13 protein-coding genes are annotated in these 13,361 nt (G+C 61.3%); 2 read left to right on the top strand and 11 right to left on the bottom strand.

The annotated features are described in order from the left end of the window. Positions 1-10: 10 nt before the first annotated feature. Positions 11-805, bottom strand: coding sequence for an exodeoxyribonuclease III (xth, locus tag IAE38_RS01820; RefSeq protein ID WP_201215498.1), 795 nt, complete (start codon positions 803-805; stop codon positions 11-13). After that, positions 802-1,044: a hypothetical protein gene (locus tag IAE38_RS01825; RefSeq protein ID WP_028634252.1), complete on the bottom strand. Its 243-nt coding sequence runs from the start codon at positions 1,042-1,044 to the stop codon at positions 802-804. The genes xth and IAE38_RS01825 overlap by 4 nt, the downstream gene beginning before the upstream one ends. Before the next feature lie 205 nt (positions 1,045-1,249). Here IAE38_RS01825 and IAE38_RS01830 point away from each other — a divergent pair, with 205 nt between their 5' ends. Further along, complete coding sequence (locus IAE38_RS01830) at positions 1,250-1,630, top strand: hypothetical protein (RefSeq protein WP_201215499.1); 381 nt, start codon at positions 1,250-1,252, stop codon at positions 1,628-1,630. A 97-nt stretch (positions 1,631-1,727) separates the two neighbouring features. On the opposite strand, the gene IAE38_RS01835 is transcribed toward IAE38_RS01830, so the two are convergent. The 5 genes from IAE38_RS01835 to IAE38_RS01855 all read right to left on the bottom strand — a co-directional run bounded on the left by IAE38_RS01835 (position 1,728) and on the right by IAE38_RS01855 (position 6,483). After that, positions 1,728-2,726, bottom strand: a complete 999-nt coding sequence (locus IAE38_RS01835; protein ID WP_201215500.1) for a 4-hydroxyproline epimerase — start codon at positions 2,724-2,726, stop codon at positions 1,728-1,730. 10 nt (positions 2,727-2,736) lie between these two features. Beyond that, a complete protein-coding gene (locus IAE38_RS01840; protein WP_201215538.1) occupies positions 2,737-3,585 on the bottom strand; it encodes an ABC transporter permease in 849 nt (282 codons plus the stop codon). Continuing rightward, the gene (locus tag IAE38_RS01845; protein WP_201215501.1) at positions 3,572-4,432 is read right to left on the bottom strand and encodes an ABC transporter permease; all 861 of its coding nucleotides are present in this window, start codon (positions 4,430-4,432) and stop codon (positions 3,572-3,574) included. The genes IAE38_RS01840 and IAE38_RS01845 overlap by 14 nt, the downstream gene beginning before the upstream one ends. Then, positions 4,429-5,514 (bottom strand): quaternary amine ABC transporter ATP-binding protein, encoded by a 1,086-nt coding sequence (locus IAE38_RS01850; RefSeq protein WP_201163165.1) that lies wholly within the window; start codon positions 5,512-5,514, stop codon positions 4,429-4,431. Before IAE38_RS01850 ends, IAE38_RS01845 begins: the two co-directional genes overlap by 4 nt. Positions 5,515-5,631: 117 nt before the next feature. Then, complete coding sequence (locus IAE38_RS01855; RefSeq protein WP_201215502.1) at positions 5,632-6,483, bottom strand: glycine betaine ABC transporter substrate-binding protein; 852 nt, start codon at positions 6,481-6,483, stop codon at positions 5,632-5,634. 497 nt (positions 6,484-6,980) lie between these two features. On the opposite strand from IAE38_RS01855, the gene IAE38_RS01860 reads away from it, so the two are divergent. After that, the gene (locus tag IAE38_RS01860; RefSeq protein WP_028634259.1) at positions 6,981-7,688 is read left to right on the top strand and encodes a GntR family transcriptional regulator; all 708 of its coding nucleotides are present in this window, start codon (positions 6,981-6,983) and stop codon (positions 7,686-7,688) included. A gap of 97 nt (positions 7,689-7,785) precedes the next feature. Here the strand turns inward: IAE38_RS01860 and IAE38_RS01865 are convergent, their stop codons facing one another. From IAE38_RS01865 to IAE38_RS01880, 4 genes are all read right to left on the bottom strand, one after another. Then, entirely contained in the window at positions 7,786-9,276 is a 1,491-nt protein-coding gene (locus IAE38_RS01865) for an aldehyde dehydrogenase (RefSeq protein WP_201215503.1), read from the bottom strand. A gap of 12 nt (positions 9,277-9,288) precedes the next feature. After that, complete coding sequence (locus tag IAE38_RS01870; RefSeq protein ID WP_201215504.1) at positions 9,289-10,182, bottom strand: dihydrodipicolinate synthase family protein; 894 nt, start codon at positions 10,180-10,182, stop codon at positions 9,289-9,291. 63 nt (positions 10,183-10,245) lie between these two features. Then, positions 10,246-11,574, bottom strand: a complete 1,329-nt coding sequence (locus IAE38_RS01875) for an MFS transporter (RefSeq protein WP_201215505.1) — start codon at positions 11,572-11,574, stop codon at positions 10,246-10,248. An 83-nt stretch (positions 11,575-11,657) separates the two neighbouring features. Further along, positions 11,658-12,977, bottom strand: coding sequence for an NAD(P)/FAD-dependent oxidoreductase (locus tag IAE38_RS01880; RefSeq protein ID WP_201163170.1), 1,320 nt, complete (start codon positions 12,975-12,977; stop codon positions 11,658-11,660). Positions 12,978-13,361: the final 384 nt, after the last annotated feature.

A 13,361-nucleotide genomic window follows, 5' to 3' on the forward strand; every position in this document is an offset into this window, starting at 1 on the left:
AGCTGCACTATCAGCGTCGACGACGCGCACCCAACTCGATCCAGACAGGCGCATGATCGCTGGCCTTAGCTTCATTCCGCACCCAGGCATCGACACCCGCACTTTTCAGATAGGGCGCAAGCTCCCTATTGAGCAACAGATGGTCAATCCGCAACCCGGCATTGCGGGCCCAGTGGTTGCGGAAATAATCCCAGAACGTATAGATGCGCTCGTCAGGGTACACGTGGCGGATGGCGTCGACCCAGCCCTGCGCCAGCAGCTGTTCGAACCCCGCACGGGACTCAGGCTGGAGCAGCGCATCCTTGCCCCACGTGCGCGGGTTATAGATGTCCATGTCAGTCGGCACCACATTGAAATCACCGGCCAGCACCGTTGGGTGACCACTGTCGTACAGCGTTTGTGCATGCTTGACCAGGCAGCCCAACCAGCGCAGCTTGTAGTCGAACTTAGGGCCGGGTTGCGGATTGCCATTAGGCAGGTACAGGCAGCCCACCAGCACCCCGTGGGCGGCAGCTTCCAGGTAGCGGCTCTGGTAATCGTCCTGCATGCCGGGCAGGTGCCGGGAAACTTCCAGCGGCTCGCTGTCACGGGCCAGCACGGCCACGCCGTTCCACGCCGGCTGCCCCAGGTAAAGGCAGCCGTACCCCGCTGCTTCGATCTCCTGGCGCGGAAACTGCCGATCCGCTGCCTTCAGTTCCTGCAGGCAGGCAATATCGGGCCGTTCACGCGCCAGCCAGGCCAGCAACGCCGGCAGGCGGCTGCGGATACCGTTGATGTTGAAGGTGGCGATCTTCAGGGCTTTCATGCGTCCGGGTCACTGACGTGGGCCGCCACCGCATCTTCAAGTGCGCGCACATGCGCCTGGTCGGCGAGCGACTTGAGCGCCAGCCAGTCGTCCCAGTCAATGATGCCGTCGTCACGCAGGGCCTCAGCCGTGCGGACCAGTTCATGGTGGTAGGCGTCGGGCGATGCTTGCCGGTAGCTGATGTCGTCGTATTGGGCATACCAAGCTGCAAGTTCGGGGATGCTGCGTTCGATGCTCATCTGAACGTCCTCGCTTGACCATTACTGGTCAGAGCCTGGGCTTGGCGTGATGTTCAACCGCAATGTGCGCGTTAGACAAGGAGCCGTGCTTACGTGCGCCGCAAAGTGTGGCGCCGAGGCTGTTCGTCCCTTACGTCGGCCGCATCGCACAGGTCGCCCGGCGGGCAGGACAAAGCAAGGGTGAGCATCCAAAAGGAGATACACCATGAAGATCCTCAAGCCCCAATCGCTAGTGCTGGCTCTGTGTCTTGGCGCCAGCGCGCCCCTGGCGCTGGCAGCGACCGACATGAACGACCAACGCGCACCGGGCGCGCAAACTCAAGACAGCGGCCACATGAATGGCAATGGCGGAGCCACAGGCTCAGGTACGCCCGGAGATGGCATGGGTACCGGCGCTAGCGGTACCGGGAGCAACGGCACCGACAACACCGGTGGGGATGGCACTACCGACGGCTCAGAGACCGATACCGGAAACGGCAACGGTAGTGGGTCGAACATGGGCGGTGGCACGGGCGGCTCAAGCGGCTCCGGCGCGGGTGGTGCGGGTGGTGCGGGTGGTGCGGGTGGCGCGGGTGGCGGAGGCTAAAGCTAAGCGCCCCTACCCTCCAGGTAGATCGTAAGCAGGACGAGGCCGGTGCCGCTACAAGCCCTGGCCTCGACCTGTCACTGCAACTACCCGTCCGTCACAGCACCTGAAATCCATGCGCCAACGGGTCACGCTCATCCACGAACAGCGTGTTCAGCCCTGTCACACGGGCCCACCCCGAAACGCTTGGGATCACGGCATCATACTCGCCCACTTTACAGGCCGACTCGACACGCCCGACATAGGTAGTGCCGATCAGGCTCTCGCTGCAATACGTATCGCCCACCCGTAGCCGCCCTCTGCCGTACAACTGTGCCAGCCGAGCTGAAGTGCCGGTGCCGCCTGGCGAACGGTCCAGGGCACTGTCACCATAAAAGACGATACCGCGCCCATCGGCTTCGGCCTGCCGCCCTGCATCACACCAGAGCACATGGTGCACCCCGCGGATGTCATCGTGCTCCGGGTGCCTGGGGTCGCACAGCGGGGCAAGTGCACTGCGCAAACGCCGACTCTGGTCGACGATCTGCGCCGCCGACAGGCCATCCAGCCCGGGCCAGCCAGGCTGAGGTTCGACGACGGCGTAATAATTGCCCCCGTAGGCGATGTCTACCTTTAGTACCCCAAGGCCTGGCACTGATACTTCGAGGTCAGCCTGGTGGAGGTAGCTCGGCACATTGATCAACCGCACCGAACTCACCTTGCCCTGGGCTTCAACGTACTCCACCTCCACCTTGCCGGCTGGCGTTTCGATAGCCAGCCGCCCCGGCGTTCGGGGTGATACCAGCCCGTGCTCGAGCACCACCGTGCTAAGCCCGATGGTGCCGGCGCCGCACATCGGCAGGCAGCCGCTGACTTCGATGAACAGCACGGCGAAATCACATTCCTCACGCACCGTCGGGTAAATCATGGCGCCAGACATCACGTCATGCCCACGCGGTTCGAACATCAGTGCCCTGCGCATCCAGTCGTGATCACGCAAAAAGAGGGCACGGCGCTCGGCCATGCAGACATGGGGCAGCAACGGCGCGCCCCCGACCACTACACGCACCGGGTTGCCACAGGCGTGGGCATCGATGCAGAAGAACGTCTTGCGCATGCAGATCTCCTTAGTGTTGGCGTACCGGTTTACGCTGCAGCAAGCCGCGTGACAGACGGTCCAGCAGCAACGCAACGGCCACGATGGCCAGCCCTGCCCGTAGCCCCAGGCCCATCTCCATGCGCGTCAGGCCCCGGGTCACTTCAGCACCAAGGCCGCCAGCGCCCACCAGGCCGGCCAGTACCACCATGGCCAGGGACAGCAGGATGCACTGGTTCAGGCCTACCAGCAGTGTGGGGGCAGCCGAAGGGATCTCGATCTTGCACAGAATCACCCGGGGCGTAGCGCCCAGTGCCTGGCCCAGTTCCAGCAGGTGGCGCGGCACCTGGCGAAACGCCAGTGTGGTCAGGCGCATCATGGGTGCCACCCCGTAGATCACGGTGGCCATGATGGCGGGCACCTTGCCGAGGCTGAAAATCATCACCGCAGGTATCAGGTAGACCCACGGCGGTACGGTCTGCATGATGTTCAGCACGGGGCTGGAGGCTTGCTCGAAACGCTTGAACCGAGCCGCGAGGATGCCCAGCGGGAACGCGATCATCACTGACAGCATCACGGACACTGATACCAGTGCGAGTGTCTGCATGGATGCCGTCCACAACCCCGAAAGCAGGCAGAAGCCCAGCATGGCGGCGGCCAGCACGGCCGTACGCACGTTGATCATCACCAGGGCGAGCGCGGTGACCAACGCAATCACCCCCCACGCAGGCAGCGCCAGCAGCGCCGCCTCGAACCCACCCAGCACGGCGTCGACCACACGGCTGATGAATGCAAACAACGGGTGGAAGTTGGCATTGAGCCAGTCGACCCCTGGCGCCAGCACGGCACCCGGAGAAAAGCGCATGTCAGTGAGCATTATTCTGGGCCTCGCGCTGCGAAGGGGTGGCGTTTTGTGCCAGTCGATCCAGGATCAGGGTAAGGATGACGATCGCCAGGGCAGCATCGATGGAGCGGGCAATATCGAGCGTGCGTATGGCCCCGTAGATGGCTTCGCCAAGCCCCCCCGAGCCCACGATCCCCGCAATCACCACCATGCCGAACGCCATCATCAGGCTCTGATTGACGCCAGTCATGATGCTGGGCAAGGCGAACGGCAGGCGGATCTTGAAGAACAGCTGCATTGGGCGGGTGCCACTAGCCTCGCCCAGTTCGATGAAAGCGCGTGGGGTCATGCGAATACCCAGCGCAGTGAGGCGCAGCACCGGCGGGATAGCGACAATGAACGTCGCCACCAAGGCGGTCGCCGAGCCATAACCCAGCAAGGCGATAGCCGGTAGCAGGTAGATATAGGGTGGCAGGGTTTGCAAGAGGTCCAGCACTGGCTCGACCACACCGTCGAGCTTGGGCCACAGCCCACCGATCACACCGCATGGGATGCCGACCAGCAATGCCAATGTGGTTGCCGCCAGGACCAGCGCCAGTGTGCTCATGGTCTCGCTCCACATGCCGATCAGTGCGCATACCAGCAGACCGATGACCGTCAGCGCTGCTGATCGCCAGTGCCCCGACAGCCGCCAGGCCAGTGCGCCGATCGCCAACGCCACGACGTAAAACGGCGCCAGGTTCAGGACCCATGACAAAGCATCTACCAGGCTGGTGAGCACCCCGTTGATCCAGTCGAATACTTGGGCGCCGCTGTCGGTCAACCATTCCAGCCCGGCGTCTACAGCGGCATCGAAATTGGCGGGAAAGGTCGACAGGTTCATGCCCTCGCCTCCCGCTCAGCGCCTTGCACCCCACGGAGCAGGTCGGTGGGTGTGACAATACCGATGGGCTGGCCGTCGTCCACGATCAGCAAGGCTTCACGCCTGGACAAGACCAGGCAATTGATCAGCTCGTCAAGGTCGGCCTGCGGGCTTGCAACCGGTAGCGTACCGAGGTCGATGTGTGGGTGGCGCGTGCCCCACTCTGCGTGACAGGACATTACCGAGTGCGCCCTCACCAGATGCAAGCGTGAGATCCCGGCAACGAAGTCGGCCACATAGCCATCGGCCGGGTTCAAGACGATGTCTTCAGCGGTACCGACCTGGATGATCACACCGTCCTTCATGATCGCGATACGGTCGCCCAGGCGGATGGCCTCTTCCAGGTCATGGGTAATGAATACTGCCGACTTGCCCAGGGATTTCGTCAGGCTGCGAAACTCGTCCTGCAGCTGGCGGCGGATCAACGGATCCAGCGCACTGAACGGTTCATCCATCAGGATGATCTCAGGGTCGCAGGTAAGCACCCGCGCAAGCCCCACGCGTTGCTGCATGCCACCGGACAGCTCGCTTGGGTAGCGCGAGGCCCAATCGCTCAAACCCACCTTGTCCAGCGAGCGTTGGGCCGCCGAGAGCCGGTCGGCCTTGGCGACGCCCTGTACCTCCAGGCCAAACGCGACGTTATCCAACACCGTCCGGTGGGGTAGCAGCGCCACGCTCTGGAACACCATGCCGATGTGCTGCGAACGGACGTTGCGCAATGCCGGGCCATCGAGCGCGGCCAGGTCTTGCCCCTTGACCAGCACCTGCCCTGCACTGGGTTCGATCAGCTTGTTCAGCAGCCGGATGAGGGTCGATTTGCCGCTGCCCGAGAGCCCCATGATGCAGAAAATCTCGCCCCGCTTGACGTCCAGGCTTACGTCGGACACGCCGATGACGCAGCCATGGTCCTGCAGTATCTGCTTTTTGGAGATGCCGTGATCGCGGCTCGCCTGGATCGCATCTTCAACATGCTCGCCGAACACTTTCCACACACCACGGCAACTTACCAGCACATCATCAGCGCAACTAACTGAACTCTTCATTTCACACCCGTCAACCCAGCAATTTCTGGTTTTATTGTTTAAGTCGTTTACGGCAGTGTCAGTGGCAGATCGGCAGTCATGAACGTGACCGCCCTCCTTCAGCGGTCACGCTTAAGGTCAGGGCTTTTTGATGTTTTCCCAGCGTCTGATCAACTCGGCATTACGCGATGTCCAGTCCGCGACGGCCTGGTCCATGGTCTTGCCGTCCTTGACTTCGCCATTGATGGCGGTGATATCGCTGAGCGGCACATAGACCCCGGCCAGCACTTCACGGGCGTGGGGGTTCTTTTCCGCGAAGCCTTTTTGCCCGATCCAGTAGTAGCCCTGCGGTGGCGGGAACACCCCTTTGGGGTCCTTGAGGAACTTGAGGTCGTACTTCTGCGACATCCAGGAAGGCTCCCAGATCGTCACCGCCACCCATTCCTTACGGTCGATGGCCGACTTCAGCGCCGCGGTCATGGCCGCAGAGCTGCCCTCCAGCAGGTTGAGCCGAATACCGTACTCGGTGACCGCTTTCGCCGCGTCGCTCATCAGCCCAGAGCCTGGCTCAATGCCAATGATCTTGTTGCTGAACTTATCGGCCTGGTCGTTGAGTTGTTCGAGGGAGTCGATGGGTACGTACTTGGGCACCGCGATGCCCTGGTACAACCCGTGTGAAACCGGGGACAACTTCTCCAGCCGGTTCTTGTTGCGGTTCCAGTAATCCTGAGCGACGTAGTCAATCTGCGACGCCAGAATCTGGATATCGCCTTTGCTCAGTGCAGCGTAGGCAATGCCCCATTCGGAAAACGATGTCACCTTGACCGTGTAGCCGGAGTCTTCGAGCACTTTCTTTGTAATACCGGTAATGGGTGTCAGGTCTTCCCACGACAGGGTGCCCATCTGGATCACGTTGTCTTCCGCCTGCGCGTTGAGCACCGCTGCGCTTAACATCGCGAGCGCACAGAGCGCTTTCTTCATGTAACCCATTGGCTCTTACCTTTATTGTGAATTTATAAGTGACGCCTATGCCGAGTACACGCCCGGGCTTGCCGAGGGCTCCCCACCGGGCGCGTGCAGCGAGACTGGCACGGGCGCACAAGCCGGTCAATACTCACTGAATTCTATATGTATACAAATAGAATTCATTAACTCGGCTCAAACCTTTGAATCTTCTGCGCTTGAGCACGTCGAGGTGCTGGGCGCCGATCCCAGGGCCAGTCGTAATCAGGAATTGTTCTGTCGTGAATGGAACAGCGCTACCGCCTGAGCTTGGGCGTAGGGTGTACAGCGTTGGAGCAATATGAACGGCAGATGCGCCACCGAGCGCAGCAGCGTGCCCCCCTGATAAAAGCAGCGATGGCCAAGCCAATACCGTAGACTGACGGCGAAAAACCTTCATGACTGTGTGTAGGCTTACTGTCTAATCACCTTCTAAAGCCCTTATCCAAACCGTAGACAACCTCATGACCAACAAGAAGTCTTCCATGAATGCGCCGAAGGCCACGGATATCCCGATTGATCGCAAAGTGGTATTGAGCGAGGCACTCCGTCGCCGCATCCTGAATATGGAGCTTGCGCCTGGCGCGGTCGTCGACGAGATCGCCCTTGGCAATGAATTCGGCCTGTCCAGGCCGCCGGTGCGCGAGTTGCTACGTCAGATCGCAGCGGAGGGCTACATCGAGCTGGAAACCAACCGCGCCCCGCGGGTCGCAGCGATGAACCACGACTCCCTGCGAAGTTTCTTTCTTGCAGCACCGCTTATCTACATCGCCACCACCCAACTGGCTGCGCTGCACGCCAGCGACGCGGAGATCGAACAGCTCAAGCGTATCCAGCAGCAGTTTCGCCAGGCGATCGACAGTAAAGACGTTGAAAACCGCGTCATCCTCAACGACGCGTTCCATCTCGAGATTGGCAAGATGGCGCACAACGAGTACCTGATGCCCAGCCTGCGCCGGTTGCTGATTGATCACGCGCGCCTCGGGCGGATCTTCTACCGCCACCCCACCACCGATGACATGCAACGCGACCTTGAACTGGCCTGCGACCAGCACGACCAGATGATCGACGCCATCGAACGCCGCGACCCGCAGGCTGCTACTCAGATCGTCCAGGCCCACTGGGAGCTCTCCCGCAGGCGGATGGCCGAATACACTGCACCCAGCGGTGTTGAGGTCGCCTTGGCTTACTGATGTCGGCGCCTGGGCTCCAACCAAAAAACCACTGCCCCAAGGGGCAGTGGCCAGTTGCGTGCCGAACGCCGTCAGAACAGCAACGCGACTGCTCGGATCACGAAGCGTTGATCCAGATGGTCTTCAACTCCGTGTATTGGTCATGGGCCCAGATGGACTTGTCGCGCCCACCAAAACCAGACTCCTTGTAGCCACCGAAAGGCGTGCTTACGTCACCTTCGCCAAAGCAGTTCACGGTCACCACGCCGGCACGAATTTCACGCGAGAGGCGCAGCGCATTGCGCAGGCTGCCGGTGTACGCCGACGCTGCGAGGCCGTAAACGGTATCGTTGGCCAGTTCGATCGCCTCGTCGAGGGTTTCGAAACTGGTCACACTCAGCACCGGGCCAAAGATTTCCTCTACGAACAGTTTGCTGTCGCGGGTAACGCCATCCACGATGGTCGGCTGCACGCGCAGGCCGCCCTCGGTATGGCCACCCTGCACCACGTTGAGCTTGTGCTCGTTGGCGTAGTCCAGGTAGGACTTGACCTTCTCGAAATGCGATTTGCTGACCATCGCCCCCAGGCGGTTTTCCGGGTCGAGCGGGTCGCCCAGTTTCCACGCTTGCAGGTGCTTGCCGATCAGCGCCAGCAGCTCATCCTTCACGTCCTTGTGCACGATCAGGCGCGAGGACGCCGAGCAGTTCTCGCCCATGTTCCAGAACGCGCCGGCAGTGACGAACTGGGCCACTTCATCCAGGTCTTCGCAGTCGTTCATGACCACCGCCGGGTTCTTGCCACCCAGCTCCAGGACGATGCGTTTGAGGTTGGACTCTGCGGCATATTTGAGGAACAGCCGCCCCGTATCGGTGGAGCCAGTAAAGCTCACCATCGGGATATCCATGTGGCGGCCAATGGCTTCGCCCACTTCGCGGCCGCCGCCAGGCACCAGGTTGAACACCCCAGCAGGAATGCCCGCCTCATGGGCCAGCTCCGCCACGCGCAAGGCGCTGAGGGTGGTTTCCTTGGCGGGCTTGACCACTACCGAGCACCCGGCAGCCAGGGATGGGGCGATCTTCCAGGCCAGCATCAGCAGCGGGAAGTTCCACGGCAGCACCAGGCCGACCACGCCGATGGCTTCGCGCACCACCAGGGTCACTGCCGCATTGCCGGTCGGGGCGGTAGCGTCGTAGATCTTGTCGATCAGTTCGGCGTGCCAGCGGACAGTGTGGATGGTCTCCGGCACGTCGACGGTCTGGCACTCGCTGACCGGCTTGCCACTGTCCAGCGCTTCCAGCACTGCCAACTCGTGGGCGTTGTCTTCGAGCAGCTGGGCGAACTTCTGCAACACATGCTTGCGGTCGTTCGGCTGCATCTTCGACCAGGTGCCCTGCTCGAACACACGTTTGGCTGCGGCCACGGCGACGTTGACGTCGTTGACATCGCAGGCTGCGACCTCGGCCAACTGCTCGCCGGTAGCCGGGTTGGTGGTGACGAAGGTATTACCCGAGATCGCGTCGCGGAATTCACCGTCAATGAACGCCTGGGTGCGCAGTTGCAGGTCGGCGGCGATGGCCGCGTATTGATCCTTGCTCAGCAAGTCAGCCATGTTCAAGGCTCCTTAGTTGATCTGGGCGATGGTGGCTTTCAGTTCAGCTACAACCTGCTTGAGCGTGTCTTTCTCGGCGGCATCCAGGTCGGACAACGGTTTGCGCACACCGCCGGTATTCAGGCCATTGAGGGCAACGCCGTACTTGATGGCCTGGACGAACTTGCCTCCTTCGAGGAAGTCCATCAGCGGCATCATCGCGGTCATGATCTTGCGGCCCTTGTCGAAGTTCTTCTCGATCACGCAGGCCTCGTACAGGGCCACGTGCTCGCGCGGGATGAAGTTGGAACCGGCGCAGACCCAGCTCCTGGCGCCCCAGGCGAAAAATTCCAGGGCCTGATCGTCCCAGCCGCAGGACAGCTGGATGTTCGGGCGCTTGATGGCCAGGCGGTGCAACTGGGCCATGTCACCTGAGCTTTCCTTGATGGCGACGATGTTTTTCACGTCAGCAACGGCGTCGAAGAACGCTTCGCCCATGCTCACGCTCATGCGGCCTGGGTAGTTGTACAGCATGATCGGGAGGCCGGCAGCTGCATCGACCGCTTTGACGTGCAGGGCGATTTCCTGCTGGGTCGGCAGTGCGTACGGCGGGGTGCCCACCAGCAGTGCATCGGCCTTGATGTCCCTGGCGTGCTGGGCGAAGGCCACGGCGTCTTCGGTGCGGATGCCGCCGGTGCCAACGATCAATGGCAGGCGGCCGTTAAGCACGTCCTTGGCCTGTGCGGCCAGTTCAACGCGCTCTTGGGAGGTGTGGGCATAGTACTCGCCGGTTGAACCGCCGATGATGACCCCGTGCACCTTCGAATCGACCAGGTATTCGAGAACGTCGGCAAAGGCCGCTTTGTCAATCGAGCCGTCGGCCGACAACGGGGTCACTGCAGGTGTGTAGATGCCTTCGAACTTCACGGTATATCTCCAGTATGTCGTTGGATTAAAACCACGACGCACGCACGCCGCGGCTTGGCTGGGTCAAGCGAGTGAGGCCGCCTGCTGCAGGTTCATGGAGCGTGTCTCAGGCGCCAGTACGTACGAGAACGCCAGGCCGATGAACGTAACCCCCGCCGCTGCGTACATCGTTGCGCCGATGCCATAGGTGTCGAGGCCAATTGGCACGAGCCAGGTGCCCACCGCCGCCCCTACGCGAGACAGGGAGGTACCCACGCCGACTGCGCCAGCGCGGATCTCGGTCGGGAACAACTCGTTGGGGTAGACCAGTTGCAGTACCTGGGCGCCACCAATGAACAAGGCGTACGCACCGAACAGCACCAAAATCAGCATCTCGGAGCCGGCACTGCAGGCACCCAGGCCAAGCAGCGCCAGGCCCGACCACAGAAAGCTGTGCAGCAGTGTGGTGCGTCGGCCCAAGGTGTTGAGCAAACGGGTGGCGATGATGCACCCGACCACGAACAGGCTGGTGATGGCCACAGAGCCTATCGACGCCCACTCCCCTTTGAGGTTGAGCGCACCCAACACCTTCGGCGCGAATGCATAAACCGCGAATACCGGGATCACCGAGCAGGTCCAGAACATCGTGACGAACAACATGCGCTTGCCGTAACCCGAGTGCAGCAGGCTGAGGAACGAGAGCTTGCGGGTCTTGGGCTCTTCGGGCAGGTTGCGCAGCGAGAACGCCTCGCCATACACCTTTTTGATGACCTGCTCGGCCTCTGCGGTTCTGCCTTTGCTGATCAACCACCGCGGTGATTCGGGGGTGCCCAGGCGTAGCGCAAACAACACGGCGCCGACCACGGCGGCACTGGCCAGCACCAGGCGCCACGCATCATCCCCACCCTGCAGCAGAATGGCCTCACCGGTCATGTAGGCCGTTGCGGCGCCAGCGAACCACAGCACCGTCAGGGTCGCCAGGCGTGGGCCACGGCTTTTCTTGGGCAAAAACTCCACCAACAGCGAAGTTGCCACCGGGTACTCAATCCCGACTGCAATGCCGATCGCGAAGCGCAAAAGGAACAGCGCGAGCGCCGAGTCCACCCAAAGCTGGGCCAACGACGCCAGGATGAAAAAGGTGGGCCCGACGAAAAAGACCCGTTTGCGACCAAACCGGTCAGTCAACCACCCGCCGCAAAACCCGCCGAAGAAAATACCCATCAGGGCGGAGGCCGCAATCATGCCCTGCCAGAAACTGGTCAGCCCCAGGCCCACGGACATCTGTGACATAGCCACGCCAATAATGCTCAGCACATAGCCGTCCACGAACGAACCGCCGCCGGACCTGACCGTCAGCAACTGGTGAAAGCGGCTGATAGGAACGTCTTCAATCGATACATCAGAGTTTGTCATTATTTTCTCCTGCTACCGCTGTAGTGCCGACCTGTTCAGCCAGCGGCCAAGGCCGGCCACGGCATTCAAGGCGTTGAAAGGGCTCAGCTCTCCTTGCCCGCCCGGTATTGCCCCCACCTGAGGTTCATGTTCAAGCCCAGCGACATGAGGGGTGCGGGCGGGTTGGCATTGGGCCCGGGCGTCTTGCGCACGAAGTCGATGAGCTCGTTGTGCTCCCCCGCCAGCCAGTCGGCCAACAGTTTTCCGGTGGCCGTGCCCCGGGTCACACCCAGGCCGTTGCAGCACAGGGCGCCGTACACGTTTGGCGCCAGTTCGCCGAAAAACCCCATGTGGTTACGCGACATGGCCAAGGCGCCGCCCCAGGTGTATTCGAACGGCATGTTGGGCAACATCGGGAAACGACGCGTGAAGGCGTCGCGATGACGGGCCGCGAACCTGTCGATGAACTTGCGGTTTGCACGGCCATCCGGGTTGAAACTGAAGCTGTTACGAATGAGCAGGCGGTTGTCCGGCGTACGCCGCACCGTGGTGCCGAATGGGTCTGCAGGGATCACGCCCCAGTAAGGCTTGCCGCCCAGGCGCGCTTGTTCCTCATCGGTCATTACCCGGGTCAGGCTGGCGTAGGTGAACACCGGCAACATGCGCCCTTTCAGGAACCCGAAGCTCATGCCAAAGGCATTGGTAGTGAGCACCAGCTTGTTGGCGGTGATCGAGCCGTTGGCATGCTTGAGCACGGTCTGAGCGCCATAGGCGACGTCGGTGATCGGCGTGTGTTCGTACAACGTGACGTTGGCGGGCAGGTGATCTGCCAGGCCTTTGACCAGTGCCGAGGGTTGCACCAGCGAGGTACCCGGCGTGAACAGCGCCTTGCGATAGAAGTGGGTGCCGATGTGCTCAGGCAACTCATCCGCCTCGATCATCTGATAGGGCTGTTCGAGTTTGTCCAGGCCCCGTCGATACGCTTCCAGCACCGCAATACCGCGCGGCTCGACGGCTGCCTGGTATTTGCCGCAATGCTTCATCTGGCAGTCGATCTGGTAACGCTCCACCAGGTCCTTGAGCAACGACTGGCCACTGATATTGAGCTTGAGGGTGGTACGGGCAATGCCAATGTCACCGATGTAGTCTTCGGCGCCAATATCGTGCGGCAGGTCGATTGCAAAGCCGGCGTTACGGCCAGACGAGCCGTAGCCCACCTCCTGGGCCTCCAGCAGAACGACCTGGTCGTCCGGAAAGTGCAATGCCAATTGCCGAGCAGCGGCCAGGCCCGTAAAGCCAGCACCCACCACCACCCAGCGAGCATGGGTGTGGCCGGTATGCGGGGGCTTGATCTGCCGCCCTTTACTGAGGTGGTACCAGCCGCATGTTGTGTCGTCAGCGGGCAACGAACTTATTTTTATCATTTCAGGAACCAGTTGTTGTTGTTAGCGCCTGTTCCTCATCCCGCCTCGCGATCACGTGGCAATCGGTGAACCGAGCCTATACGGCCCAGGTTTTCGAAGCTCACGGAGGTCGTGCGATGGCGCTATGTCTACAGTCTGTATACTGAATATAGGCAGCGTTAGACAGTGTGTCTACAGATATTTTTCTGCTTTCGATACCGCTCACAGCCGCACGCGCACGGCACGTCTGTTAGCGACTCAATCATGTCTATTTACGCCTGAACGCCACCGGATACCCACGTTTTAAATACCGCCGCAGGCTCGATACCCATCTACTGTATTCATTGTCTATCTTTGGTATACATTAGCCGCTGCCTGCCCTAGCACCCTCTGCCAGTGCGTTTA

The sequence above is a fragment of the Pseudomonas sp. S32 genome, assembly GCF_016648095.1.
GTDB lineage: Bacteria > Pseudomonadota > Gammaproteobacteria > Pseudomonadales > Pseudomonadaceae > Aquipseudomonas > Aquipseudomonas parafulva.

What these genes read in the sequence shown, in the direction of transcription:
- IAE38_RS01825 (WP_028634252.1), bottom strand. Translation starts at nt 1,044, where the DNA reads ATGAGCATCGAACGCAGCATCCCCGAACTTGCAGCTTGGTATGCCCAA.
- IAE38_RS01850 (WP_201163165.1), bottom strand. Translation starts at nt 5,514, where the DNA reads ATGAAGAGTTCAGTTAGTTGCGCTGATGATGTGCTGGTAAGTTGCCGT.
- IAE38_RS01880 (WP_201163170.1), bottom strand. Translation starts at nt 12,977, where the DNA reads ATGATAAAAATAAGTTCGTTGCCCGCTGACGACACAACATGCGGCTGG.
- IAE38_RS01860 (WP_028634259.1), top strand. Translation starts at nt 6,981, where the DNA reads ATGAATGCGCCGAAGGCCACGGATATCCCGATTGATCGCAAAGTGGTA.
- IAE38_RS01830 (WP_201215499.1), top strand. Translation starts at nt 1,250, where the DNA reads ATGAAGATCCTCAAGCCCCAATCGCTAGTGCTGGCTCTGTGTCTTGGC.
- IAE38_RS01845 (WP_201215501.1), bottom strand. Translation starts at nt 4,432, where the DNA reads ATGAACCTGTCGACCTTTCCCGCCAATTTCGATGCCGCTGTAGACGCC.
- IAE38_RS01865 (WP_201215503.1), bottom strand. Translation starts at nt 9,276, where the DNA reads ATGGCTGACTTGCTGAGCAAGGATCAATACGCGGCCATCGCCGCCGAC.
- IAE38_RS01855 (WP_201215502.1), bottom strand. Translation starts at nt 6,483, where the DNA reads ATGGGTTACATGAAGAAAGCGCTCTGTGCGCTCGCGATGTTAAGCGCA.
- IAE38_RS01875 (WP_201215505.1), bottom strand. Translation starts at nt 11,574, where the DNA reads ATGACAAACTCTGATGTATCGATTGAAGACGTTCCTATCAGCCGCTTT.
- xth (WP_201215498.1), bottom strand. Translation starts at nt 805, where the DNA reads ATGAAAGCCCTGAAGATCGCCACCTTCAACATCAACGGTATCCGCAGC.
- IAE38_RS01835 (WP_201215500.1), bottom strand. Translation starts at nt 2,726, where the DNA reads ATGCGCAAGACGTTCTTCTGCATCGATGCCCACGCCTGTGGCAACCCG.